Annotated in this window: 18 protein-coding genes and 1 pseudogene; 7 read left to right on the top strand and 12 right to left on the bottom strand. The window is 67.4% G+C overall.

Annotated features, from left to right (window positions below; translation table 11 throughout):
- Positions 1-8 precede the first annotated feature (8 nt).
- Complete coding sequence (locus TY51_RS13140; RefSeq protein ID WP_042250158.1) at positions 9-1,604, bottom strand: phosphoenolpyruvate carboxykinase; 1,596 nt, start codon at positions 1,602-1,604, stop codon at positions 9-11.
- Positions 1,605-1,802: 198 nt separating this feature from the next.
- Between TY51_RS13140 and TY51_RS13135 the strand changes: the two genes are divergently transcribed.
- The 6 genes and pseudogenes from TY51_RS13135 to TY51_RS13110 all read left to right on the top strand — a co-directional run bounded on the left by TY51_RS13135 (position 1,803) and on the right by TY51_RS13110 (position 5,054).
- Positions 1,803-2,216 carry an HPr kinase/phosphorylase gene (locus tag TY51_RS13135; protein ID WP_042250156.1) on the top strand — a complete coding sequence of 138 codons (414 nt, stop codon included), beginning with the start codon at positions 1,803-1,805 and terminating at the stop codon, positions 2,214-2,216.
- Positions 2,217-2,246: 30 nt separating this feature from the next.
- The gene (gene rapZ, locus TY51_RS13130) at positions 2,247-3,197 is read left to right on the top strand and encodes an RNase adapter RapZ (protein ID WP_042250154.1); all 951 of its coding nucleotides are present in this window, start codon (positions 2,247-2,249) and stop codon (positions 3,195-3,197) included.
- A gap of 43 nt (positions 3,198-3,240) precedes the next feature.
- Positions 3,241-3,663, top strand: coding sequence for a PTS sugar transporter subunit IIA (locus TY51_RS13125; protein ID WP_042250153.1), 423 nt, complete (start codon positions 3,241-3,243; stop codon positions 3,661-3,663).
- The gene (locus TY51_RS13120) at positions 3,660-3,938 is read left to right on the top strand and encodes an HPr family phosphocarrier protein (protein WP_042250152.1); all 279 of its coding nucleotides are present in this window, start codon (positions 3,660-3,662) and stop codon (positions 3,936-3,938) included. The genes TY51_RS13125 and TY51_RS13120 overlap by 4 nt, the downstream gene beginning before the upstream one ends.
- Positions 3,938-4,566: pseudogene (locus tag TY51_RS13115) on the top strand (TetR/AcrR family transcriptional regulator). Before TY51_RS13120 ends, TY51_RS13115 begins: the two are co-directional and overlap by 1 nt.
- A gap of 86 nt (positions 4,567-4,652) precedes the next feature.
- On the top strand, positions 4,653-5,054 hold the full coding sequence (locus TY51_RS13110) for a DUF2852 domain-containing protein (RefSeq protein WP_042250150.1): 402 nt from the start codon (positions 4,653-4,655) through the stop codon (positions 5,052-5,054).
- A 34-nt stretch (positions 5,055-5,088) separates the two neighbouring features.
- On the opposite strand, the gene betC is transcribed toward TY51_RS13110, so the two are convergent.
- The 9 genes from betC to TY51_RS13065 all read right to left on the bottom strand — a co-directional run bounded on the left by betC (position 5,089) and on the right by TY51_RS13065 (position 12,501).
- Complete coding sequence (gene betC, locus TY51_RS13105) at positions 5,089-6,582, bottom strand: choline-sulfatase (RefSeq protein WP_255351415.1); 1,494 nt, start codon at positions 6,580-6,582, stop codon at positions 5,089-5,091.
- Between the two features lie 6 nt (positions 6,583-6,588).
- Complete coding sequence (gene choX, locus TY51_RS13100; RefSeq protein ID WP_042250149.1) at positions 6,589-7,518, bottom strand: choline ABC transporter substrate-binding protein; 930 nt, start codon at positions 7,516-7,518, stop codon at positions 6,589-6,591.
- Between the two features lie 76 nt (positions 7,519-7,594).
- Complete coding sequence (locus TY51_RS13095; protein ID WP_042250148.1) at positions 7,595-8,470, bottom strand: 3-hydroxybutyryl-CoA dehydrogenase; 876 nt, start codon at positions 8,468-8,470, stop codon at positions 7,595-7,597.
- A 110-nt stretch (positions 8,471-8,580) separates the two neighbouring features.
- Positions 8,581-9,507 (bottom strand): electron transfer flavoprotein subunit alpha/FixB family protein, encoded by a 927-nt coding sequence (locus TY51_RS13090; protein WP_042250147.1) that lies wholly within the window; start codon positions 9,505-9,507, stop codon positions 8,581-8,583.
- Positions 9,507-10,265 (bottom strand): electron transfer flavoprotein subunit beta/FixA family protein, encoded by a 759-nt coding sequence (locus TY51_RS13085; protein WP_042250146.1) that lies wholly within the window; start codon positions 10,263-10,265, stop codon positions 9,507-9,509. Before TY51_RS13085 ends, TY51_RS13090 begins: the two co-directional genes overlap by 1 nt.
- 109 nt (positions 10,266-10,374) lie before the next feature.
- Positions 10,375-10,947, bottom strand: a complete 573-nt coding sequence (locus TY51_RS13080; RefSeq protein ID WP_042250144.1) for a cob(I)yrinic acid a,c-diamide adenosyltransferase — start codon at positions 10,945-10,947, stop codon at positions 10,375-10,377.
- Complete coding sequence (locus TY51_RS13075) at positions 10,947-11,147, bottom strand: twin transmembrane helix small protein (RefSeq protein ID WP_042250142.1); 201 nt, start codon at positions 11,145-11,147, stop codon at positions 10,947-10,949. The genes TY51_RS13080 and TY51_RS13075 overlap by 1 nt, the downstream gene beginning before the upstream one ends.
- Before the next feature lie 26 nt (positions 11,148-11,173).
- Positions 11,174-11,992 carry an SDR family NAD(P)-dependent oxidoreductase gene (locus tag TY51_RS13070; RefSeq protein WP_042250141.1) on the bottom strand — a complete coding sequence of 273 codons (819 nt, stop codon included), beginning with the start codon at positions 11,990-11,992 and terminating at the stop codon, positions 11,174-11,176.
- Positions 11,989-12,501 carry an SH3 domain-containing protein gene (locus tag TY51_RS13065; RefSeq protein ID WP_197054764.1) on the bottom strand — a complete coding sequence of 171 codons (513 nt, stop codon included), beginning with the start codon at positions 12,499-12,501 and terminating at the stop codon, positions 11,989-11,991. Before TY51_RS13065 ends, TY51_RS13070 begins: the two co-directional genes overlap by 4 nt.
- 124 nt (positions 12,502-12,625) lie before the next feature.
- Between TY51_RS13065 and parC the strand changes: the two genes are divergently transcribed.
- Entirely contained in the window at positions 12,626-14,869 is a 2,244-nt protein-coding gene (gene parC, locus TY51_RS13060) for a DNA topoisomerase IV subunit A (protein ID WP_042250160.1), read from the top strand.
- Here the strand turns inward: parC and TY51_RS13055 are convergent.
- Positions 14,866-15,774 carry an SDR family oxidoreductase gene (locus TY51_RS13055; RefSeq protein WP_042250139.1) on the bottom strand — a complete coding sequence of 303 codons (909 nt, stop codon included), beginning with the start codon at positions 15,772-15,774 and terminating at the stop codon, positions 14,866-14,868. The genes parC and TY51_RS13055 overlap by 4 nt on opposite strands.
- Positions 15,775-15,912: 138 nt before the next feature.
- The coding region (locus tag TY51_RS13050) for a DUF533 domain-containing protein (protein ID WP_042250138.1) at positions 15,913-16,413 on the bottom strand (501 nt) is incomplete at its 5' end.

Raw genomic sequence — 16,413 nt, 5'->3', positions numbered from 1 at the left:
CCCTGCGATCAGCCGATGGCGGCTGCGCGGATCTCGTCGTCGATGGCGTCCAGGTATTGGGCGAAGTTGTCGCAGAACATCTGGACCAGCTTTCTGGCCTGCGCGTCATAGGCGGCCGGGTCGGCCCAGGTCTGACGCGGGTCCAGAAGGACGGGGCTGACGCCCGGCACGCTGACAGGCACGTCGAAGCCGAAGTTCGGATCGCGACGGAACTGCACCGCGTTCAGGCTGCCGTCCAGGGCGGCGGCCAGCAGGGCGCGGGTGGCCGCGATGGGCATCCGCTTGCCGGTGCCGAAGGCGCCGCCGGTCCAGCCGGTATTCACCAGCCAGCAGGACGCGCCATGCTGTGCGATCTTTTCCTGCAAGAGCTTGCCATAGACCTCGGGGCGGCGGGGCATGAAGGGCGCGCCGAAGCAGGTCGAGAAGGTCGGGACCGGTTCGGTCACGCCGACCTCGGTGCCCGGCGTCTTGGAGGTGAAGCCCGACAGGAAGTGGTACATCGCCTGCGCCGGCGTCAGCCGCGCGATGGGGGGCAGCACGCCATAGGCGTCGCAGGTCAGCATGATGACGTTCTTGGGGTGCCCGCCCAGGCTGGTGGGCGACGCGTTCGAGATGGCGTCCAGCGGATAGGCGCAGCGCATGTTGTCGGTGATCGAGTTGTCCTCGAAATCCAGCTCCAGCGTGTCGGCGTCGAAGACCATGTTCTCGATCACGGTGGCGAAGCGGCTGGTGGTCGCGTGGATTTCGGGTTCGGCCTGGGCGGAGAGGTTGATGGTCTTGGCGTAGCAGCCGCCCTCGAAGTTGAAGATGCCCTTGTCGGACCAGCCGTGTTCGTCGTCGCCGATCAGGATGCGCGACGGGTCGGCGGACAGGGTCGTCTTGCCTGTGCCCGACAGGCCGAAGAACACCGCGCTGTCATCGGGATCGCCCGGCGCGTGGTTGGCGCTGCAATGCATCGGCATGATGCCCTTTTCGGGCAGCAGGTAGTTCAGCAGGGTGAAGACCGATTTCTTGTTCTCACCGGCATAGGCGGTGTTGGCGATCAGAATCAGCTTCTTGTCGAAGTTCATCGCGATCACGGTTTCCGACCGGCAGCCGTGGCGCGCCGGGTCGGCCTTGAAGCCGGGGCAGTTGATGATCGTGAATTCGGGGGTGAAGGTCGCCAGTTCCTCCGCCGCGGGGCGGCGCAGCAGGTGACGGATGAACAGGCCGTGCCACGCCAGTTCGGTCACCACGCGTACGTCCAGGCGGTTGTCGGCATCGGCACCGCCGAACAGGTCCTGCACGAAGTAGTCGCGACCCTTCATGTGCTGAAGCATGTCGGCATGCAGCAGATCGAACGCGGCCGGGTCCATCGGCTTGTTGTTGTCCCACCAGATCGTGTCTTCGACCGCCGGGGTGCGGACGACGAACTTGTCCTTGGGCGAGCGGCCGGTATGCGCCCCGGTCGACACCAGGAAGGCGCCGCCCAAGCCCAGCTGACCCTCTCCGCGCGCGACGGCCTGCGTCATCAGGGCGGGTTCCAGCAGGTTGTAGTGCACCTGGCCCAGCCCCGTGATGCCTTGGTCTTCCAGTCGGCAGGTCGGGTTTACGCGCGTGGTCATGTCGGGGGCTCCGTGGCTTGGGGTGCGGCGTTTCACCGGGCTATAGCACGGTGGATTCAGGCCGAAACAAGTCAGCGCAAACAGTTAGCGGAAACATCAAATGTTATCGCCAACAGGGCCGTTTCGGGCGCGCGACGCGGTGCCACAGACGGAAAATTAACCGATTTTGAGGCAGGATAACCCAAGGAGGTGATTCGCATGATCCAGTTGCACGCAACGACTGTGGCGATCGAGGGGCACGGCCTGGTGATCCTGGGGCCGTCCGGGTCGGGCAAGTCCAGCCTTGCGCTGCAGCTGATGGCGGTGGGGGCGGTGCTGGTGGCCGATGACCGCACCGACCTGCGGCTGTCGGCCGGCCGGCTGATGGCACAGGCGCCGCTGCCGCTGCTGGGGCGGATCGAGGCGCGGGGCGTGGGGATCCTGCAGGCCGAGCCGTCGGCCCCGGTGCCGGTGGCGATAGCCTGCGACCTGGGACGTGACGAAGAGGACCGGTTGCCACAGGTGCGGCACCAAGATTGGCTGGGGGTCCGGGTTTCGCTTGTGCTGGGGCCCTATCGCCCCCATCTTTACGCTGCGTTGCGGCAGCTGATGCTGGGCCGCCGGCTGGCATGACCGCCCACGCGACGCCATAGGAAAGGACGCATGGATCACGACGCCATCGAACCCGACGCCCAACGGCTGGTGCTGGTCACCGGCCCGTCCGGGGCCGGGCGATCGACCGCCATCAACGTGCTGGAGGATCTGGGGTTCGAGGCGATCGACAACCTGCCCTTGTCGCTGATCCCGCGCCTGCTGGACGGGCCTGCGCGTCCGACGCCGCTGGCCTTGGGGCTGGATGTGCGCAACCGCGATTTTTCCGCCTTCAACGTGATCGAGCTGATCGACCGCCTGACCCGCCTGCCGGGTTATGCGCCCGAGGTGCTGTACCTGGACTGCGATGCCGACACGCTGGTGCGCCGCTACAGCGAGACGCGCCGCCGCCACCCGCTGGCCCCGGACGAGGCGCCGATGGCCGGCGTGCTGGCCGAGATCGACCTGCTGGCCCCGATCCGCGCCCGCGCCGATGTGCTGGTGGACACGACCGAGCTGTCGCCCCACGATCTGAAAGCCGAGTTGACGCGGTGGTTCGACGTGCGCCCGGACCGGCGGCTCAGCGTGTCGCTGCACTCCTTCAGCTACAAGCGTGGGGTGCCGCGGGGCCTGGATCTGATGTTCGACTGTCGGTTCCTGGCCAATCCGCACTGGAACCCGGAGCTGCGGCCGCTGGACGGGCGCGACGACCGCGTGCAGGCGCATGTGGCCGCCGATCCGCGATTCGCCGAATTCTTCCAGCGGACCCGCGATCTGGTCGAATTCCTGCTGCCCGCCCATATGGACGAGGGGAAATCGCACCTGGCGGTCGGTTTCGGCTGCACCGGGGGACAACATCGTTCCGTCACTTTGGTGGAAAAGATGGCGCTGGCGCTTGCGGATGCGGGCTGGCCGGTGTCAATAAGGCACAGGGAACTGGAGCGTCGGGGCATGACGCTGCAGTCTGGTGCGGACGCATCGCCTGCGGGCGAGGCACGCGCGTCGCAAAGGCAGGCGTCATGAGGTTTGGGGTGTTCCGGCGGTCTTTTGGGCTTGGTGAGGCGCGTTGATCGGTATTGTCATAGTCGCGCATGGGGGCTTGGCCCGGGAGTATCTCTCGGCGGTCGAGCATGTCGTGGGCCCGCAGGTCGGCATCGCCGCCGTCGCGATCGAGGATGATCACGACCGCGCGGCCAAGACTGCGGAAATCAAGGCGGCCGCGGACGCGGTCGATCTGGGCGACGGCGTCGTTCTGGTGACGGACCTGTTCGGCGGCTCGCCCTCGAACCTGTCGCTGCCGGCCTGCGCGGTCCAGGACCGCACGATCCTGTATGGCGCGAACCTGCCCATGCTGGTCAAGCTGGCCAAGTCGCGCCATCTGACGGTGCCGGTCGCCGTGGGCTTCGCCAAGGAAGCCGGGCGCAAGTACATCAATTCCTACAATGTGCCGCCCGAGGCGGCGATGGACAGCGGGCGGTATTCGCGATGACTGGTGCGATCACCCGCGATCTGTCGATCATCAACGTCAAGGGCCTGCACGCCCGGGCCAGCGCCAAGTTCGTCGACGTGGTCGAACGCCACGACGCGCAGGCGCGGGTCGAAAAGGACGGCATGGCCGTGTCCGGCGACAGCATCATGGGTCTGCTGATGCTGACCGCCCCGCGCGGCAGCCAGATCCGCGTGACCACGTCCGGCCCCGAGGCCCAGGCCCTGGCCGACGCGCTGGAGGCGCTTGTGGGGGACTATTTCGGCGAAGGCATGTAGTGCCCGCGCCCGTTACCCCCGACCGCAAGACCTATCACCACGGCAACCTGCGCCAGGCGTTGGTCGAGGCCACCGCCGATCTGGTGCAGGAGCAGGGCCCGCAGGCATTCACCCTGACCGAGGCCGCGCGCCGCGCGGGCGTGTCCCCTGCCGCCCCCTATCGCCATTTCAAGGGCCGCGAGGACCTGCTGGAGGAGGTCGCGCGCCAGGGCTTCATCGAATTCGCCGCCCGGCTGGAGGCCGCCTTTGACGGTGGCCGTCCGCGCCCGCTGACAGCGTTCCTGCGCATGGGCCAGACCTATCTGGACTTTGCCGCCGACCGCCCCGGCTATTACATGGCGATGTTCGAAAGCGGCATCTCGGTCGTGGGCAACATCGATCTGGCCGCCGCATCCGGGCGTGCGCAGGGTGTGCTGGTCACCGCCGCCGAGGCCTTGGCCGCCCGCCTGCCAGAAGATCGCCGCCCCCCGCCCGCATGGTCGCCAACCACATCTGGGCGCTGAGCCACGGCGTGGTCGAGCTGTTCGGCCGCGGCAAGCCCGGCTGCCGAAGCCCGGTCGAGCCGTCCGAGATGCTGGAGAGCGGAGCGCTGATCTATCTGCGCGGGCTGGGGCTGATCCAGGACTGAATTTTCGCGACATCGATCTTGACGGATGCCCGTGACCCTCCCATCTATGTAAATGTAATTCACATTAACATAGGGAGATACCACAGATGACCATCGCAACCCCCGTGCTTCGCCCGGCTTCGACCCAAGCGCGCATCACCGATGTGCTGTCGCGCGGTCGCGACTGGCTGGACGCGCGCGGCCGCCCCGCCTGGATCGTCGCCATGGTGCTGGGTTTCATCTTTGTCTGGCCCGTGGGCCTGGCCCTTCTGGGCTACATGATCTGGAGCAAACGCATGTTCGGATGCAGCAAACGCACCGCCGCCCCCCGCTATTCCGCGCCGTCCACCGGCAACAGCGCCTTTGACGCCTATCGCGCCGAGACGCTGAAGCGGTTGGAGGACGAGCATCGCGAATTCATCGACTTCCTGGCCAAGCTGCGCGAGGCCAAGGACAAGGCGGAATTCGACCAGTTCATGGAGAAGCGCGACGCCAAGACAGACGCATAAGCCGAAAGGGGGCCGGGTGACCGGCCCCCGTTTTCTATTCGCCGCGGGGAAAGCGCTGGTTTTCCTCCAGCACGTTCAGGTCCATGTGGTTGCGCATATAGCGTTCGGACGCCCGCTGCAGCGGCTGGTGGTCCCAGGGGTAATAGGCCCCGTTCCGCAGCGCCTCGTACACGATCCAGCGGCGGGCCTGCGAGTGGCGTACCTGCGCGTCATAGGCCGACAGGTCCCACCGCTGCGTCGCCTGCGCGCGCAGGTCGTCCAGCACCGCCGCATGGGCCGGATCGGCGGCAAGGTTCGTCCGTTCCTCCGGGTCGGCGTCCAAGTCGAACAGCATCTCCGGATCGGCGTCGCAGGCGACGTATTTCCAGCGCCCGTCACGCAGGGCGACCATGGGTGCGATGCTGCCTTCGGCGGCATATTCCATCGGGACCGGGCCACGCGGCGCACCCCGCGCCAGCGACCGGCCATCGGTCCAGGGCGCGATCTCGTCCATCGGCAGGCCTGCCAGGTCGCACAGCGTCGGCAGCACGTCGATGGTGCTGACCGGTTGATCCACGCGCCCCGGCGCCATGCCCGGCGCGGCGATCATCAGCGGCACACGGGCCGAGCCTTCGAAGAAGTTCATCTTGAACCACAGACCGCGTTCGCCCAGCATCTCGCCGTGGTCCGACAGGAACAGGATGATCGTGTCCTGCTGGCGGGTGGCCTCCAGCACGTCCAGGATCTGGCCGATCTTGTCATCGACATAGCTGATATTGGCGAAATAGCCCTGCCGCGCGCGGCGGATGTGATCGTCGGTGATCTCCAGCCCGCGCCAGTCGCAGGCGTCCATCAGGCGCTGCGAATGCGGGTCCTGATCGGCATAGGGGATGGGCCGCGGCGGCTCCAGCTGGGGGATGCCGTCATACAGGTCCCAATACTTGCGCCGCGCCACGAAGGGGTCGTGCGGGTGGGTAAAGCTGACGGTCAGGCACCACGGGCGGTCGTCGGCCCCGCGCGCCAGATCGTACAGCTTGCGCGTGGCGTGATGGGCGACCTCGTCGTCGTACTCCAGCTGGTTGGTGATCTCGGCCACGCCGGCGCCGGTGACCGAGCCCAGGTTGTGGTACCACCAGTCGATCCGCTCGCCGGGCTTGCGGTAATCCGGGGTCCAGCCGAAATCGGCGGGATAGATGTCGGTGGTCAGCCGCTCCTCGAACCCGTGCAGCTGGTCGGGGCCGACGAAATGCATCTTTCCCGACAGGCAGGTATGGTACCCCGCCCGGCGCAGGTGATGCGCATAGGTCGGGATGTCGGACGCGAATTCCGCCGCATTGTCATAGACCCGCGTGCGATGCGGCAGCTGACCCGACATGAAACTGGCCCGCCCCGGCGCGCAGAGGGGGCTGCCGGTATAGGTGTTCGCAAAGCGGGTCGAGCGCTCGGCAAGGCGTTTCAGGTTCGGGGTGTGCAGGAAATCGGCGGGGCCGTCGGGGAAAAGCACCCCCGACAGCTGATCCGCCATGAGGATCAGGATATTGGGTTTCACGGGCTGTTATCCGGCGACGGCGGCCTGCACGGCATCCAGGCCCGGTTGTCCGTCCAGCGTGGTCACGCCGTCCAGCCACGGGCCCATCGCGTCGGGATTGGCCGCCAGCCAGTCGCGCGCCGCATCCTGCGCGTCGGTGCCGTCGTCCAGGATCGCGCCCATCAGCTGGTTTTCCATCGACACGTCGAAGACCAGCTGGGTGAACAAGCGTGCGGCATTGGGGCACATTTCGGCCCATTCCGCGCGGGCCAGCGTATGGACGGTCGCGCCGCCGAAATCGGGGCCAAACTGTTCGTCGCCGCCCGACAGATAGGTGATCTCGATCGCCTCGTTCATCGGGTGGGGGGCCCAGGCCAGGAACACGGTGGGCGTGTCGGCATTGCGCGTGACCTGCGCCAGCATCGCCTGTTCGCCGCTTTCAACCAGTTCCCAATCGCCCAGGCCGAACAGGTCGGCGTCGATCATGCCCTGGATGTTCTGGTTCGCGGGGGCGCCGGGTTCGATGCCATAGATCTTGCCTTCGAACGCGTCGTGATGGGCGTCCAGATCGGCGAAATCGGCCACGCCAAGGGCCGCGGCGGCGGGGTTCACGGCCAAGGTGAACTTGGCACCCTCCAGATTCTGCGCCAGCTCGGTCACGCTGCCGTCGGCGTCCAGATCCTCGCGGAACGCGGCCTGCGCCGGCATCCAGTTGCCCAGGAACACGTCGGTCTGCGCGCCTTTCAGCGCCTCGTAGCCGACGGGGACGGACAGGGTGGCGATGTTCGGGGCATAGCCCAAGGCCTCCAGCACGACCGCCGCGACACCGTTCGTCGCGGTGATGTCGGTCCAACCCGGATCGGACAGGCGCACGGCGCTGCATTCGGCGGGGTCCGCGGCATAGGCGGGCAGGGCGGCCACGCCCAGGAGCAGGGCGGCAAGGATCGGCTTGGTCATGGGTCTCTCCTGTCGGTGTGAAGATCTGCCCTCATGCTGGGCAGATTCTCAGGGCGCGCCCGCCTGAATGCGACAGTCAGCGCGTCGGAACTGGTGTATCGCCGCGATAATCATAGAAGCCGCGGCCCGTCTTGCGGCCCAGCCAGCCGGCCTCGACGTATTTTGTCAAAAGCGGGCAGGGGCGGTATTTCGTGTCGGCCAAGCCGTCGTGCAGCACGTTCATGATCGCCAGGCAGGTGTCCAGACCGATGAAATCGGCCAGCTCCAGCGGGCCCATCGGGTGGTTGGTGCCCAGCTTCATCGCGCTGTCGATGCTGCTGACCGACCCCACGCCCTCGTACAGCGTATAGACGGCCTCGTTGATCATCGGCATCAGGATCCGGTTCACGATGAAGGCCGGGAAATCCTCGGCCGTGGCCGAGGTCTTGCCCAGTTTCTCGACGACGGCGTGCAGCTCGCGATAGGTCGGCTCGTCGGTGGCGATGCCGCGGATCAGCTCGACCAGCTGCATCACGGGGACGGGGTTCATGAAATGGAACCCCATGAATTTCTCGGGGCGGTCGGTCCGCGAGGCCAGGCGCGTGATCGAGATCGACGACGTGTTCGAGGTCAGGATCGTCTCGGGCTTCAGATGCGGGACCAGATCCTCGAAGATCGCCTGTTTCACCGTCTCGCGTTCGGTGGCGGCCTCGATCACCAGGTCGCATTGGCCCAGGTCCGACAGCTTCAGCGTGGTGCGTATATGGCCCATCGCGGTGGCCTTGACCTCGGCGGTGATCTTGTAGCGGGTGACCTGGCGTTCCAGGTTGCGGTCGATCAGGGCGATGGCCTTGTTCAGCGCGTCCTGGCTGATGTCGGTCAGCAGCACGTCATAGCCCGCCACCGCAAAGACATGCGCGATGCCGTTGCCCATCTGACCTGCGCCGATCACGCCAACCGATTGAACCGTCATGCCTGCATCCCCTGTTCCGACGCCGGGACGATAGGGCGGGGCGGGGCATGCTGCAATGCAAAACCGCCCCCCGTTGCCGGGGGGCGGTCGGTGGCAACCCTTGTGCGGGGTTACAGCTTTTCGGTCAGTTCCGGGACGATGGTGAACAGGTCGCCCACCAGGCCGTAATCGGCGACCTGGAAGATCGGCGCCTCCTCGTCCTTGTTGATGGCCACGATGACCTTGCTGTCCTTCATGCCGGCAAGGTGCTGGATCGCACCCGAGATGCCGACCGCGACGTACAGCGCGGGCGCCACGACCTTGCCGGTCTGCCCCACCTGCCAGTCGTTCGGGGCATAGCCCGAATCGACCGCCGCACGCGACGCGCCGACGGCGGCGCCCAGCTTGTCGGCCAGCCCTTCGATCATCGCGAACTGCTCCTTGGAACCCAAGGCGCGCCCGCCCGACACGACGCGACCGGCCGAGGTCAGCTCGGGGCGGTCGTTCTGGGCGACCTCGTCGTTCAGCCATTTCGACAGGGCCGGATCGTCCGCCAAGGTGGCGTCGGACACGGGTGCCGCCGGACCTTCGCCGGCCGCATCAAAGCTGGCCACGCGGATGGTCATGACCTTCTTGCTGTCGGCCGAGGTGATCGTCTGGATGGCGTTGCCGGCATAGACGGGACGTTCGAACGTGTCGGCGTCGATGACGGCGGACACGTCGGACATCACCATCACGTCCAGCAGTGCGGCGACGCGCGGCATGACGTTCTTGGCATCCGTGGTGGCCGGGGCTGCGATGTGGCTGTAATCGCCCGCCAGCGCCACGATCAGCGCCGCAGTGGGTTCGGCCAGGCGGTGGCCGTAACGCGCATCCTCGGCCACCAGGACCTTGGCGACGCCCGCGATGGTCGCGGCGTGGCCGGCCGCGTCGCGCGCCTGCGCACCGGCGCACAGCACGGTCACGTCGCCCAGGGCGGTGACGGCATGGACGGCCTTGGCGGTCGCGTCGCGGTTCAGTTCGCCGCCGGTGACTTCGGCCAGAAGAAGAACAGCCATCACACGACCCCCGCTTCTTTGAGTTTCGACACAAGCTCATCGACCGAGCCGACCTTGATCCCGGCCTTGCGGCCTTCGGGTTCGCGGGTCTTGACGACGGTCAGGCGCGGGGTGACGTCGACGCCGTAATCGGCAGCGGTCTTCTCCTCCAGCGGCTTCTTCTTGGCCTTCATGATGTTGGGAAGGCTGGCATAGCGCGGCTCGTTCAGGCGCAGGTCGGCGGTGACGATGGCGGGCAGGCGGACCTCGATGGTCTGCAGGCCGCCGTCGACCTCGCGCGTGACATGGGCCACGTCGCCCGCGATCTCCAGCTTGCTGGCGAAGGTCGCCTGGCTCCAGCCCAGCAGGGCCGACAGCATCTGGCCGGTCGCGTTCATGTCGTTGTCGATCGCCTGCTTGCCGGCGATGACCAGGCCGGGCTGTTCGGCGTCGATGATGGCCTTGAGGATCTTGGCGACGGCCAGCGGCTCGATGTCCTGGTGCACGTCATCGGTGGCGATGACCAGGATGGCGCGGTCCGCCCCCATGGCCAGCGCGGTGCGCAGGGTTTCGGCGGCCTGCTTGACGCCGATGCTGACGGCCACGATTTCGGTGGCCACGCCCTTTTCCTTCAGGCGGATGGCTTCTTCGACGGCGATCTCGTCGAAGGGGTTCATCGACATCTTCACGTTGGCCAGATCGACACCCGATCCGTCCGCCTTCACGCGGGCCTTCACGTTATAGTCGATCACGCGCTTGACTGGCACGAGGACTTTCATCGGCCTCTCTCCCTTTGTTTGCGTCATCTGTCGCAGGATTGTTAGACAGGGATATCCGGCAAGGACAGGGCAAAAGCGTCACAGGACGCAGCGTTTGCGGCGGCCCCGGTCAGCGGCTGGCGCCGGGTACCCACAGGATGTCGTCCACGCCGTCGTTGTTGGCCACGCGGCCCGCGACGAACAGCCAGTCCGACAGCCGGTTCAGATAGCGGATCGCCGACGCGTTCACGTCGCCCCCCGCCAGCAGTTCGGTGGCGCGGCGTTCGGCCCGCCGCGCCACCGTGCGCGACAGGTGCAGATGCGCCGCAAGCGCGCTGCCGCCCGGCAGGATGAAGCTGCGCAGCGGCGCGATGTTGGCGTTCATCGCATCGATCTCGCGTTCCAGCCGGTCGACCTGCGCATCGATGACGCGCAGGACGGGATAGCCCGCCTGATCGTCCGCGGCCATGTTCGGGCGCGACAGGTCGGCGCCCAGGTCGAACAGGTCGTTCTGGATCACCGCGATGCGTTCGGCCAGATCGCCCGTCGCATGCTGGCGGCACAGGCCCAGGGTCGCGTTCAGTTCGTCCACGGTGCCATAGGCCTCGACGCGGGGGTCGTGCTTGGCGACGCGGCTGCCGTCGGACAGGGCGGTGTCGCCCTTGTCGCCGGTGCGGGTATAGATCTTGTTCAGAACGACCATCAGAGAGACCTCAGCCACAAAAACAGCATCAGGATGACCAGCGCGGCGGCCTGGGCATACAGCCGCCAGCGCATCATGCGGTTGCCATGCTTGCGGTTGAAATCGCCGCCTTTGGCAAAGCCTCCGATCCCGGTCAGCAGGATCGCGATGACGACTCCGACGCTCAGGAGGGTGACAAGGAACAGAGATTGATCGGGCATGGGGACACCGCCTTTCGGCCGCCAACCTAGTTCCGCCGCGCAAACCAGTCCAGTGCGCGGGTCGGCAGAACCCGCCGCGCGACCCCGGAAATGCGCGTCGGCGCCGTGACATAGTAGCGCGGGGCGGGGTTTCGGGCGGTCAGCGCGGTCAGGATGCGGTCGCTGACGGCCCGCGGCGGCAGTTCGAACCGATCCTTGCCGGAGGGTTCATAGAGACGTTTCAACAGGCTGTTCCGGTATTCGTCGGCGCGTGGGCTGGCCTGCCAGTTCACCCACCGTTCGAAATGCGGAATGGCGTTTTCGCGGATGCGGCTGGTGATGGGCCCCGGCTCGATCAGGGTGACGTGGATGCCGGTGTCGTGCATCTCAAGGCGCAGCACGTCGGTCAGCCCCTCCAGCGCGAATTTCGTGGCCACATACGGGCCCCGCCAAGGGATGCCCACCAGTCCCAGGACCGAGCTGATGTTGACGATCCGCCCCGCGCCCCGGTCGCGGAAATGCGGGATCAGGCGGGTGGTCAGATCAGGCGTGCCCAGCAGGTTGACCTCGAATATGGCGCGGAGGGCGCCGCGGGGCATGTCCTCGACCGCGCCGGGCAGGGCAAAGGCCGCGTTGTTGACCAGCGCGTCGACAGGGCCGCCGACCAGCGCGGCCTCGGCGCAGGCCGCGACGCTGTCCTCGGACGCCAGGTCGAGGGGCAGGCACTCCATCCCCTCGGCCTGCCGGGCGGCGACGTCCCTGGGGCTGCGGCAGGTGGCGACGACCTGCCAGCCCTGCGCCTGCAGGTGGCGCGCCGCGTCCAGCCCGATGCCGGACGAACAGCCGGTGATCAGCACGCGCCTCATGGGGCGTCGGTGGTCAGGAACTGGGCCGCGACGAATCCCTGCTGGCCGTCGGCGGTCTGCACCTGCACCCATTTGCCGCCCGTGGGCCCCAAGGCCTGCACCGCCGATCCGCCGGTCAGGCTGGTCACGACCGGATTGTCCGTGCCCGCACCCGCGCGCATGTTCACGCGGTCGGCGGTGACATACAGCACCGGCCCATCCGCGGGCGCGGCCTGCACCGGTTCCGGCGTGGCGCCCGCATATTCGGGCGAGGGTTCCAGCGGGGGGCCCGGAAAACGCTGCGTGCGTTCGGGGGTCTGGCTGGCGGCGAGAACGATATCGACCGGGGGCGTGGCAGGCAGGGTGCCGGCCGCCGGGGCGGTCAGCGACGGCGCGCCCGCATCGGTCGCCGCGCTGACCGGGGCCGGTTCGGGCCTGCGGTCGGCACGCAGGTCGCCCTGACCGAACCGGTCCAGCGTCAGGAACACGCCCGCAAGCGTCACCAGCATCAGCAGTCCCAGCCTGATCATCGTGCCCATCCCCCTTGCGGCTTTTTCGTTAACCGATTTGATCGTCCAACGCCACGCGGACGACAGCGTTCCCCGCCCGCTTTTCGATCTGGACCGGGCGGGCCATGGGGCCTATCCAAGGCGCATGGCCGACGATCTGATCCCCCCGCCCGAACCGGGCACCTATTCCGAGCCTCTCAGCCGTGCGATCGGCGAGCGGTACCTGACCTATGCGCTGTCCACGATCATGCACCGCGCGCTGCCCGATGCCCGCGACGGGCTGAAGCCCGTGCACCGCCGCATCCTGTACGCGATGCGCGAATTGCGGCTGGCGCCCAACGGTCCGTTCCGCAAGTCGGCCAAGATCACCGGCGACGTGATGGGCAACTATCACCCGCATGGCGACGCGGCCATCTATGACGCGATGGCGCGCCTGGCCCAGGATTTCGCCATGCGCTATCCGCTGGTGGACGGGCAGGGGAACTTTGGCAACATCGACGGCGACAACCCCGCCGCCGCCCGCTATACCGAGGCCCGCCTAGCCGCCACGTCCGAGGCGCTGATGGACGGCCTGACCGAGGATTCGGTCGATTTCCGCCCCAACTATGACGGCACGCTGAGCGAGCCTGTCGTGCTGCCCTCGGCCTTCCCGAACCTGCTGGCCAACGGCGCGTCGGGCATCGCGGTCGGCATGGCCACCAACATCCCGCCCCACAACCTGCACGAGGTCGTGGACGCCTGCCTGCATCTGATCAAGACGCCGGACGCGCGCGACGACACGCTGGCGACGCTGATCAAGGGCCCGGATTTCCCGACCGGCGGCGTGCTGGTCGAATCGGCCGACAGCATCGCCGAGACCTATCGCACCGGGCGCGGCGCGTTCCGCCTGCGCTGCCGCTGGCACCAGGAGGATCTGGGCCGCGGGCTGTGGCAGATCATCGTGACCGAGATCCCCTATCAGGTGCAGAAATCGCGCCTGATCGAGCGGCTGGCCGAGCTGATCCAGACCCGCAAGATCCCGATCTTTGCCGATGTGCGCGACGAATCCGCAGAGGATGTGCGCATCGTCATCGAACCGCGCGCCCGCACCGTCGATCCCGAGCAGCTGATGGGCGCGCTGTACCGCTCCAGCGACCTGGAGATCCGGTTCAACCTGAACATGAACGTGCTGATCGACGGCCGCGTGCCCAAGGTCTGTTCGCTCAAGGAGGTCCTGCGCGCTTTCCTGGACCACCGCCGCGACGTGCTGGTGCGCCGCGCGGCCTATCGCCTGGACAAGATCGCGTCGCGCCTTGAGGTGCTGGAAGGCTATCTGGTCGCCTATCTGAACCTGGACCGCGTGATCGAGATCATCCGCACCGAGGACGAGCCAAAGGTCGTGATGATGGCCGAATTCGGCCTGAACGACGTGCAGGTCGAGGCGATCCTGAACATGCGCCTGCGCGCCCTGCGCAAGCTGGAGGAGATCGAGCTGCGCGCCGAACGCGACGCCCTGCTGGCCGAGCGCGAGGGGCTGCAGGCGATGCTGGACAGCGAGGACGCGCAATGGGCGCGGATCGCCGACCAGTTGAAGGAGGTGCGCAACCTGTTCGGCAAGTCGCGCCCCGAAGGCCAGCGCCGCACCACGATCAGCGAAGCGACCGAGATGCCCGTAATCGACCTGGACGCGATGATCGAGCGCGAGCCGGTCACCGTGGTCCTGTCCAAGATGGGCTGGATCCGCAGCCTCAAGGGCCACCAGCCGCTGGACGCCGAGCTGAAGTTCAAGGACGGCGACGGCCCCGGCCAGGCGCTGCATGCGGAAACCACCGACAAGCTGATGATCTTTGCGTCGAACGGGCGGTTCTACACCATCCCGGTCAACACGCTGCCCGGTGGGCGGGGCATGGGCGAACCGCTACGCCTGATGATCGACCTGCCGAACGAGGCGCAGGTCATCGCCATGTTCCCCTGGCGGGACGGCGCGCGCTATCTGGTGGCGTCGAAGGTCGGTGACGGGTTCATCGTGGGGGCGGGCGACATCCTGGCCCAGACCAAGACCGGCAAGCAGGTCCTGAACGGCGACGCGCTGCTGTGCCGCCCGGTGTCCGGCGATCACGTCGCCGTCGTCGGAGAGAACCGCAAGATGCTGGTCTTCCCGCTGGCCGAGCTGCCGGAAATGGCGCGCGGCAAGGGTGTGCGCCTGCAACGCTATGGCAAGGGCGGCGGCCTGCTGAAGGATGACGGGATGGTGGACGCGGTCTGCCTGACGCTGGCGCAAGGGCTGTCCTGGCCGATGACTGGCGGCAAGACCCGGTCTGAGCCGGACCTGACCGAATGGGTGGGCAAGCGCGGCAGCGCCGGCCGGATGGCGCCGCGCGGTTTCCCGCGCGACAACCGGTTCGCCTAGAGGCCGCCGCCGCCGACCGAGCCGAAATACTCGCCGGTGATATAGCTGGCCTCATCCGAGGCCAGCAGCACATAGATCGGCGCGATCTCGACCGGCTGGCCGGGACGACCCAGGGGCTGGCTGGCGCCGTGTTCCTGCGCCTTTTCGGTCGGCTGGCCACCGCTGATCTGCAGCGCGGTCCAGTAGGGGCCGGGGCAGACAGCGTTCACACGGATGCCGCGCGGGGCCAGCTGTTTCGCCAGCGACTGCGCAAAGGCCACGTTGGCGGCTTTGGACTGCGCATAGTCGAACAGATGCGCCGACCCGGAGAACGCCTGCACCGACGAGGTGATGATGATCGACCCGCCCGCGCCCATGTGCGGCAGGGCGGCGCGCGTCACCCAGAAGGGCGCATAGATGTTGGTCTTCATCGTCGCGTCAAAGTCTTCGGTCGTCAGGTCCTCCAGCTTTTCGCAGAACTGCTGGCGACCGGCGTTGTTGACCAGAATGTCCAGCCCGCCCAGCTGCGACACGGCGCTTTCGACCATCTCCTTGCAGAACCCCTCGTCGCGCAGGTCGCCGGGGATGGCCACGGCCACGCGGCCCTCGGCCTCGATCAGCGACACGATGGCGTCGGCATCGGCCTGTTCATCGGGCAGATAGGTGATCGCCACGTCCGCACCCTCGCGGGCATAGGCGATGGCCGCGGCGGCGCCGATGCCGCTGTCGCCGCCGGTGATCAGGGCACGCTTGCCCGACAGACGGCCGGTTCCGCGATAGCTGGTTTCGCCGTGATCGGGCAGGGGGTCCATCTTTCGGGCCAGGCCGGGAAAGGGCTGTTCCTGCGCGGGGAAATCGGGAAGGGGCAGGCGCGGCTCCGCGATGGCACCGCTGCGGAACGGGGGACGGGCGGGGGTGTCGGACATCTGTGGCCTCATGCGTTTGCGGTTCGCAGGCCAACCGCACAGGGCGGCGAATGTTCCGACCGGCCGGGGCAAGAAAGATCAACCGCGCATGAAAAAGCCGCCGCCCCGGATGGGACGGCGGCGATGGTCGACGCGGGTTCAGGCGCCGTTGTACAGCGGCATGACGCCCGCCTCGGTGTGGACGGCGTTGACGGTCGCGCGGTCCAGCTTCAGCGCGGTGGCCAGGTCGTTCAGATAGCGGGCCTCGGCCTCGCTGTCGAAATCGATGGCCAGCAGCGACATCAGATAGACCTGACGCTCCATACCCTCGGGGACCTCGCGGGCCAGGCCTGCGGCATCGACGGGGGCTGCCATCTGGTCGCGGATGAACTGGCGTTCGTCGTCGTCCAGATCGTCGCCCAGATGACCCAGCAGGCGCTGGCGTTCGGTGTCGTCCACATGGCCGTCGGACTTGGCGGCCTGGATCATCGCGCGCAGCATCAGGCCGGCCATGGCGTTCTGTTCCGGGGTCGGCGCGACCTGCGGCTCTCCGTCATGGGCCAGCGCATCGTCGAACAGCGCGCCGAAGCTGGCGTTGTTCTTTTCCTGCGATCCCTTCGTGGCCAGATGGCCCGCTGCGCCGCCCGCGGCCGCACCGCC

Source organism: Paracoccus sp. PAMC 22219, assembly GCF_000787695.1.
Taxonomy (GTDB): domain Bacteria; phylum Pseudomonadota; class Alphaproteobacteria; order Rhodobacterales; family Rhodobacteraceae; genus Paracoccus.
This window is presented reverse-complemented; position numbering and strand designations above follow the sequence as displayed.

Coding starts and splice junctions, on each gene's coding strand:
- TY51_RS13140 (WP_042250158.1), bottom strand. CDS start 1,604: ATGACCACGCGCGTAAACCCGACCTGCCGACTGGAAGACCAAGGCATC.
- TY51_RS13135 (WP_042250156.1), top strand. CDS start 1,803: ATGATCCAGTTGCACGCAACGACTGTGGCGATCGAGGGGCACGGCCTG.
- rapZ (WP_042250154.1), top strand. CDS start 2,247: ATGGATCACGACGCCATCGAACCCGACGCCCAACGGCTGGTGCTGGTC.
- TY51_RS13120 (WP_042250152.1), top strand. CDS start 3,660: ATGACTGGTGCGATCACCCGCGATCTGTCGATCATCAACGTCAAGGGC.
- TY51_RS13110 (WP_042250150.1), top strand. CDS start 4,653: ATGACCATCGCAACCCCCGTGCTTCGCCCGGCTTCGACCCAAGCGCGC.
- choX (WP_042250149.1), bottom strand. CDS start 7,518: ATGACCAAGCCGATCCTTGCCGCCCTGCTCCTGGGCGTGGCCGCCCTG.
- TY51_RS13095 (WP_042250148.1), bottom strand. CDS start 8,470: ATGACGGTTCAATCGGTTGGCGTGATCGGCGCAGGTCAGATGGGCAAC.
- TY51_RS13090 (WP_042250147.1), bottom strand. CDS start 9,507: ATGGCTGTTCTTCTTCTGGCCGAAGTCACCGGCGGCGAACTGAACCGC.
- TY51_RS13085 (WP_042250146.1), bottom strand. CDS start 10,265: ATGAAAGTCCTCGTGCCAGTCAAGCGCGTGATCGACTATAACGTGAAG.
- TY51_RS13080 (WP_042250144.1), bottom strand. CDS start 10,947: ATGGTCGTTCTGAACAAGATCTATACCCGCACCGGCGACAAGGGCGAC.
- TY51_RS13075 (WP_042250142.1), bottom strand. CDS start 11,147: ATGCCCGATCAATCTCTGTTCCTTGTCACCCTCCTGAGCGTCGGAGTC.
- TY51_RS13070 (WP_042250141.1), bottom strand. CDS start 11,992: ATGAGGCGCGTGCTGATCACCGGCTGTTCGTCCGGCATCGGGCTGGAC.
- TY51_RS13065 (WP_197054764.1), bottom strand. CDS start 12,501: ATGATCAGGCTGGGACTGCTGATGCTGGTGACGCTTGCGGGCGTGTTC.
- parC (WP_042250160.1), top strand. CDS start 12,626: ATGGCCGACGATCTGATCCCCCCGCCCGAACCGGGCACCTATTCCGAG.
- TY51_RS13055 (WP_042250139.1), bottom strand. CDS start 15,774: ATGTCCGACACCCCCGCCCGTCCCCCGTTCCGCAGCGGTGCCATCGCG.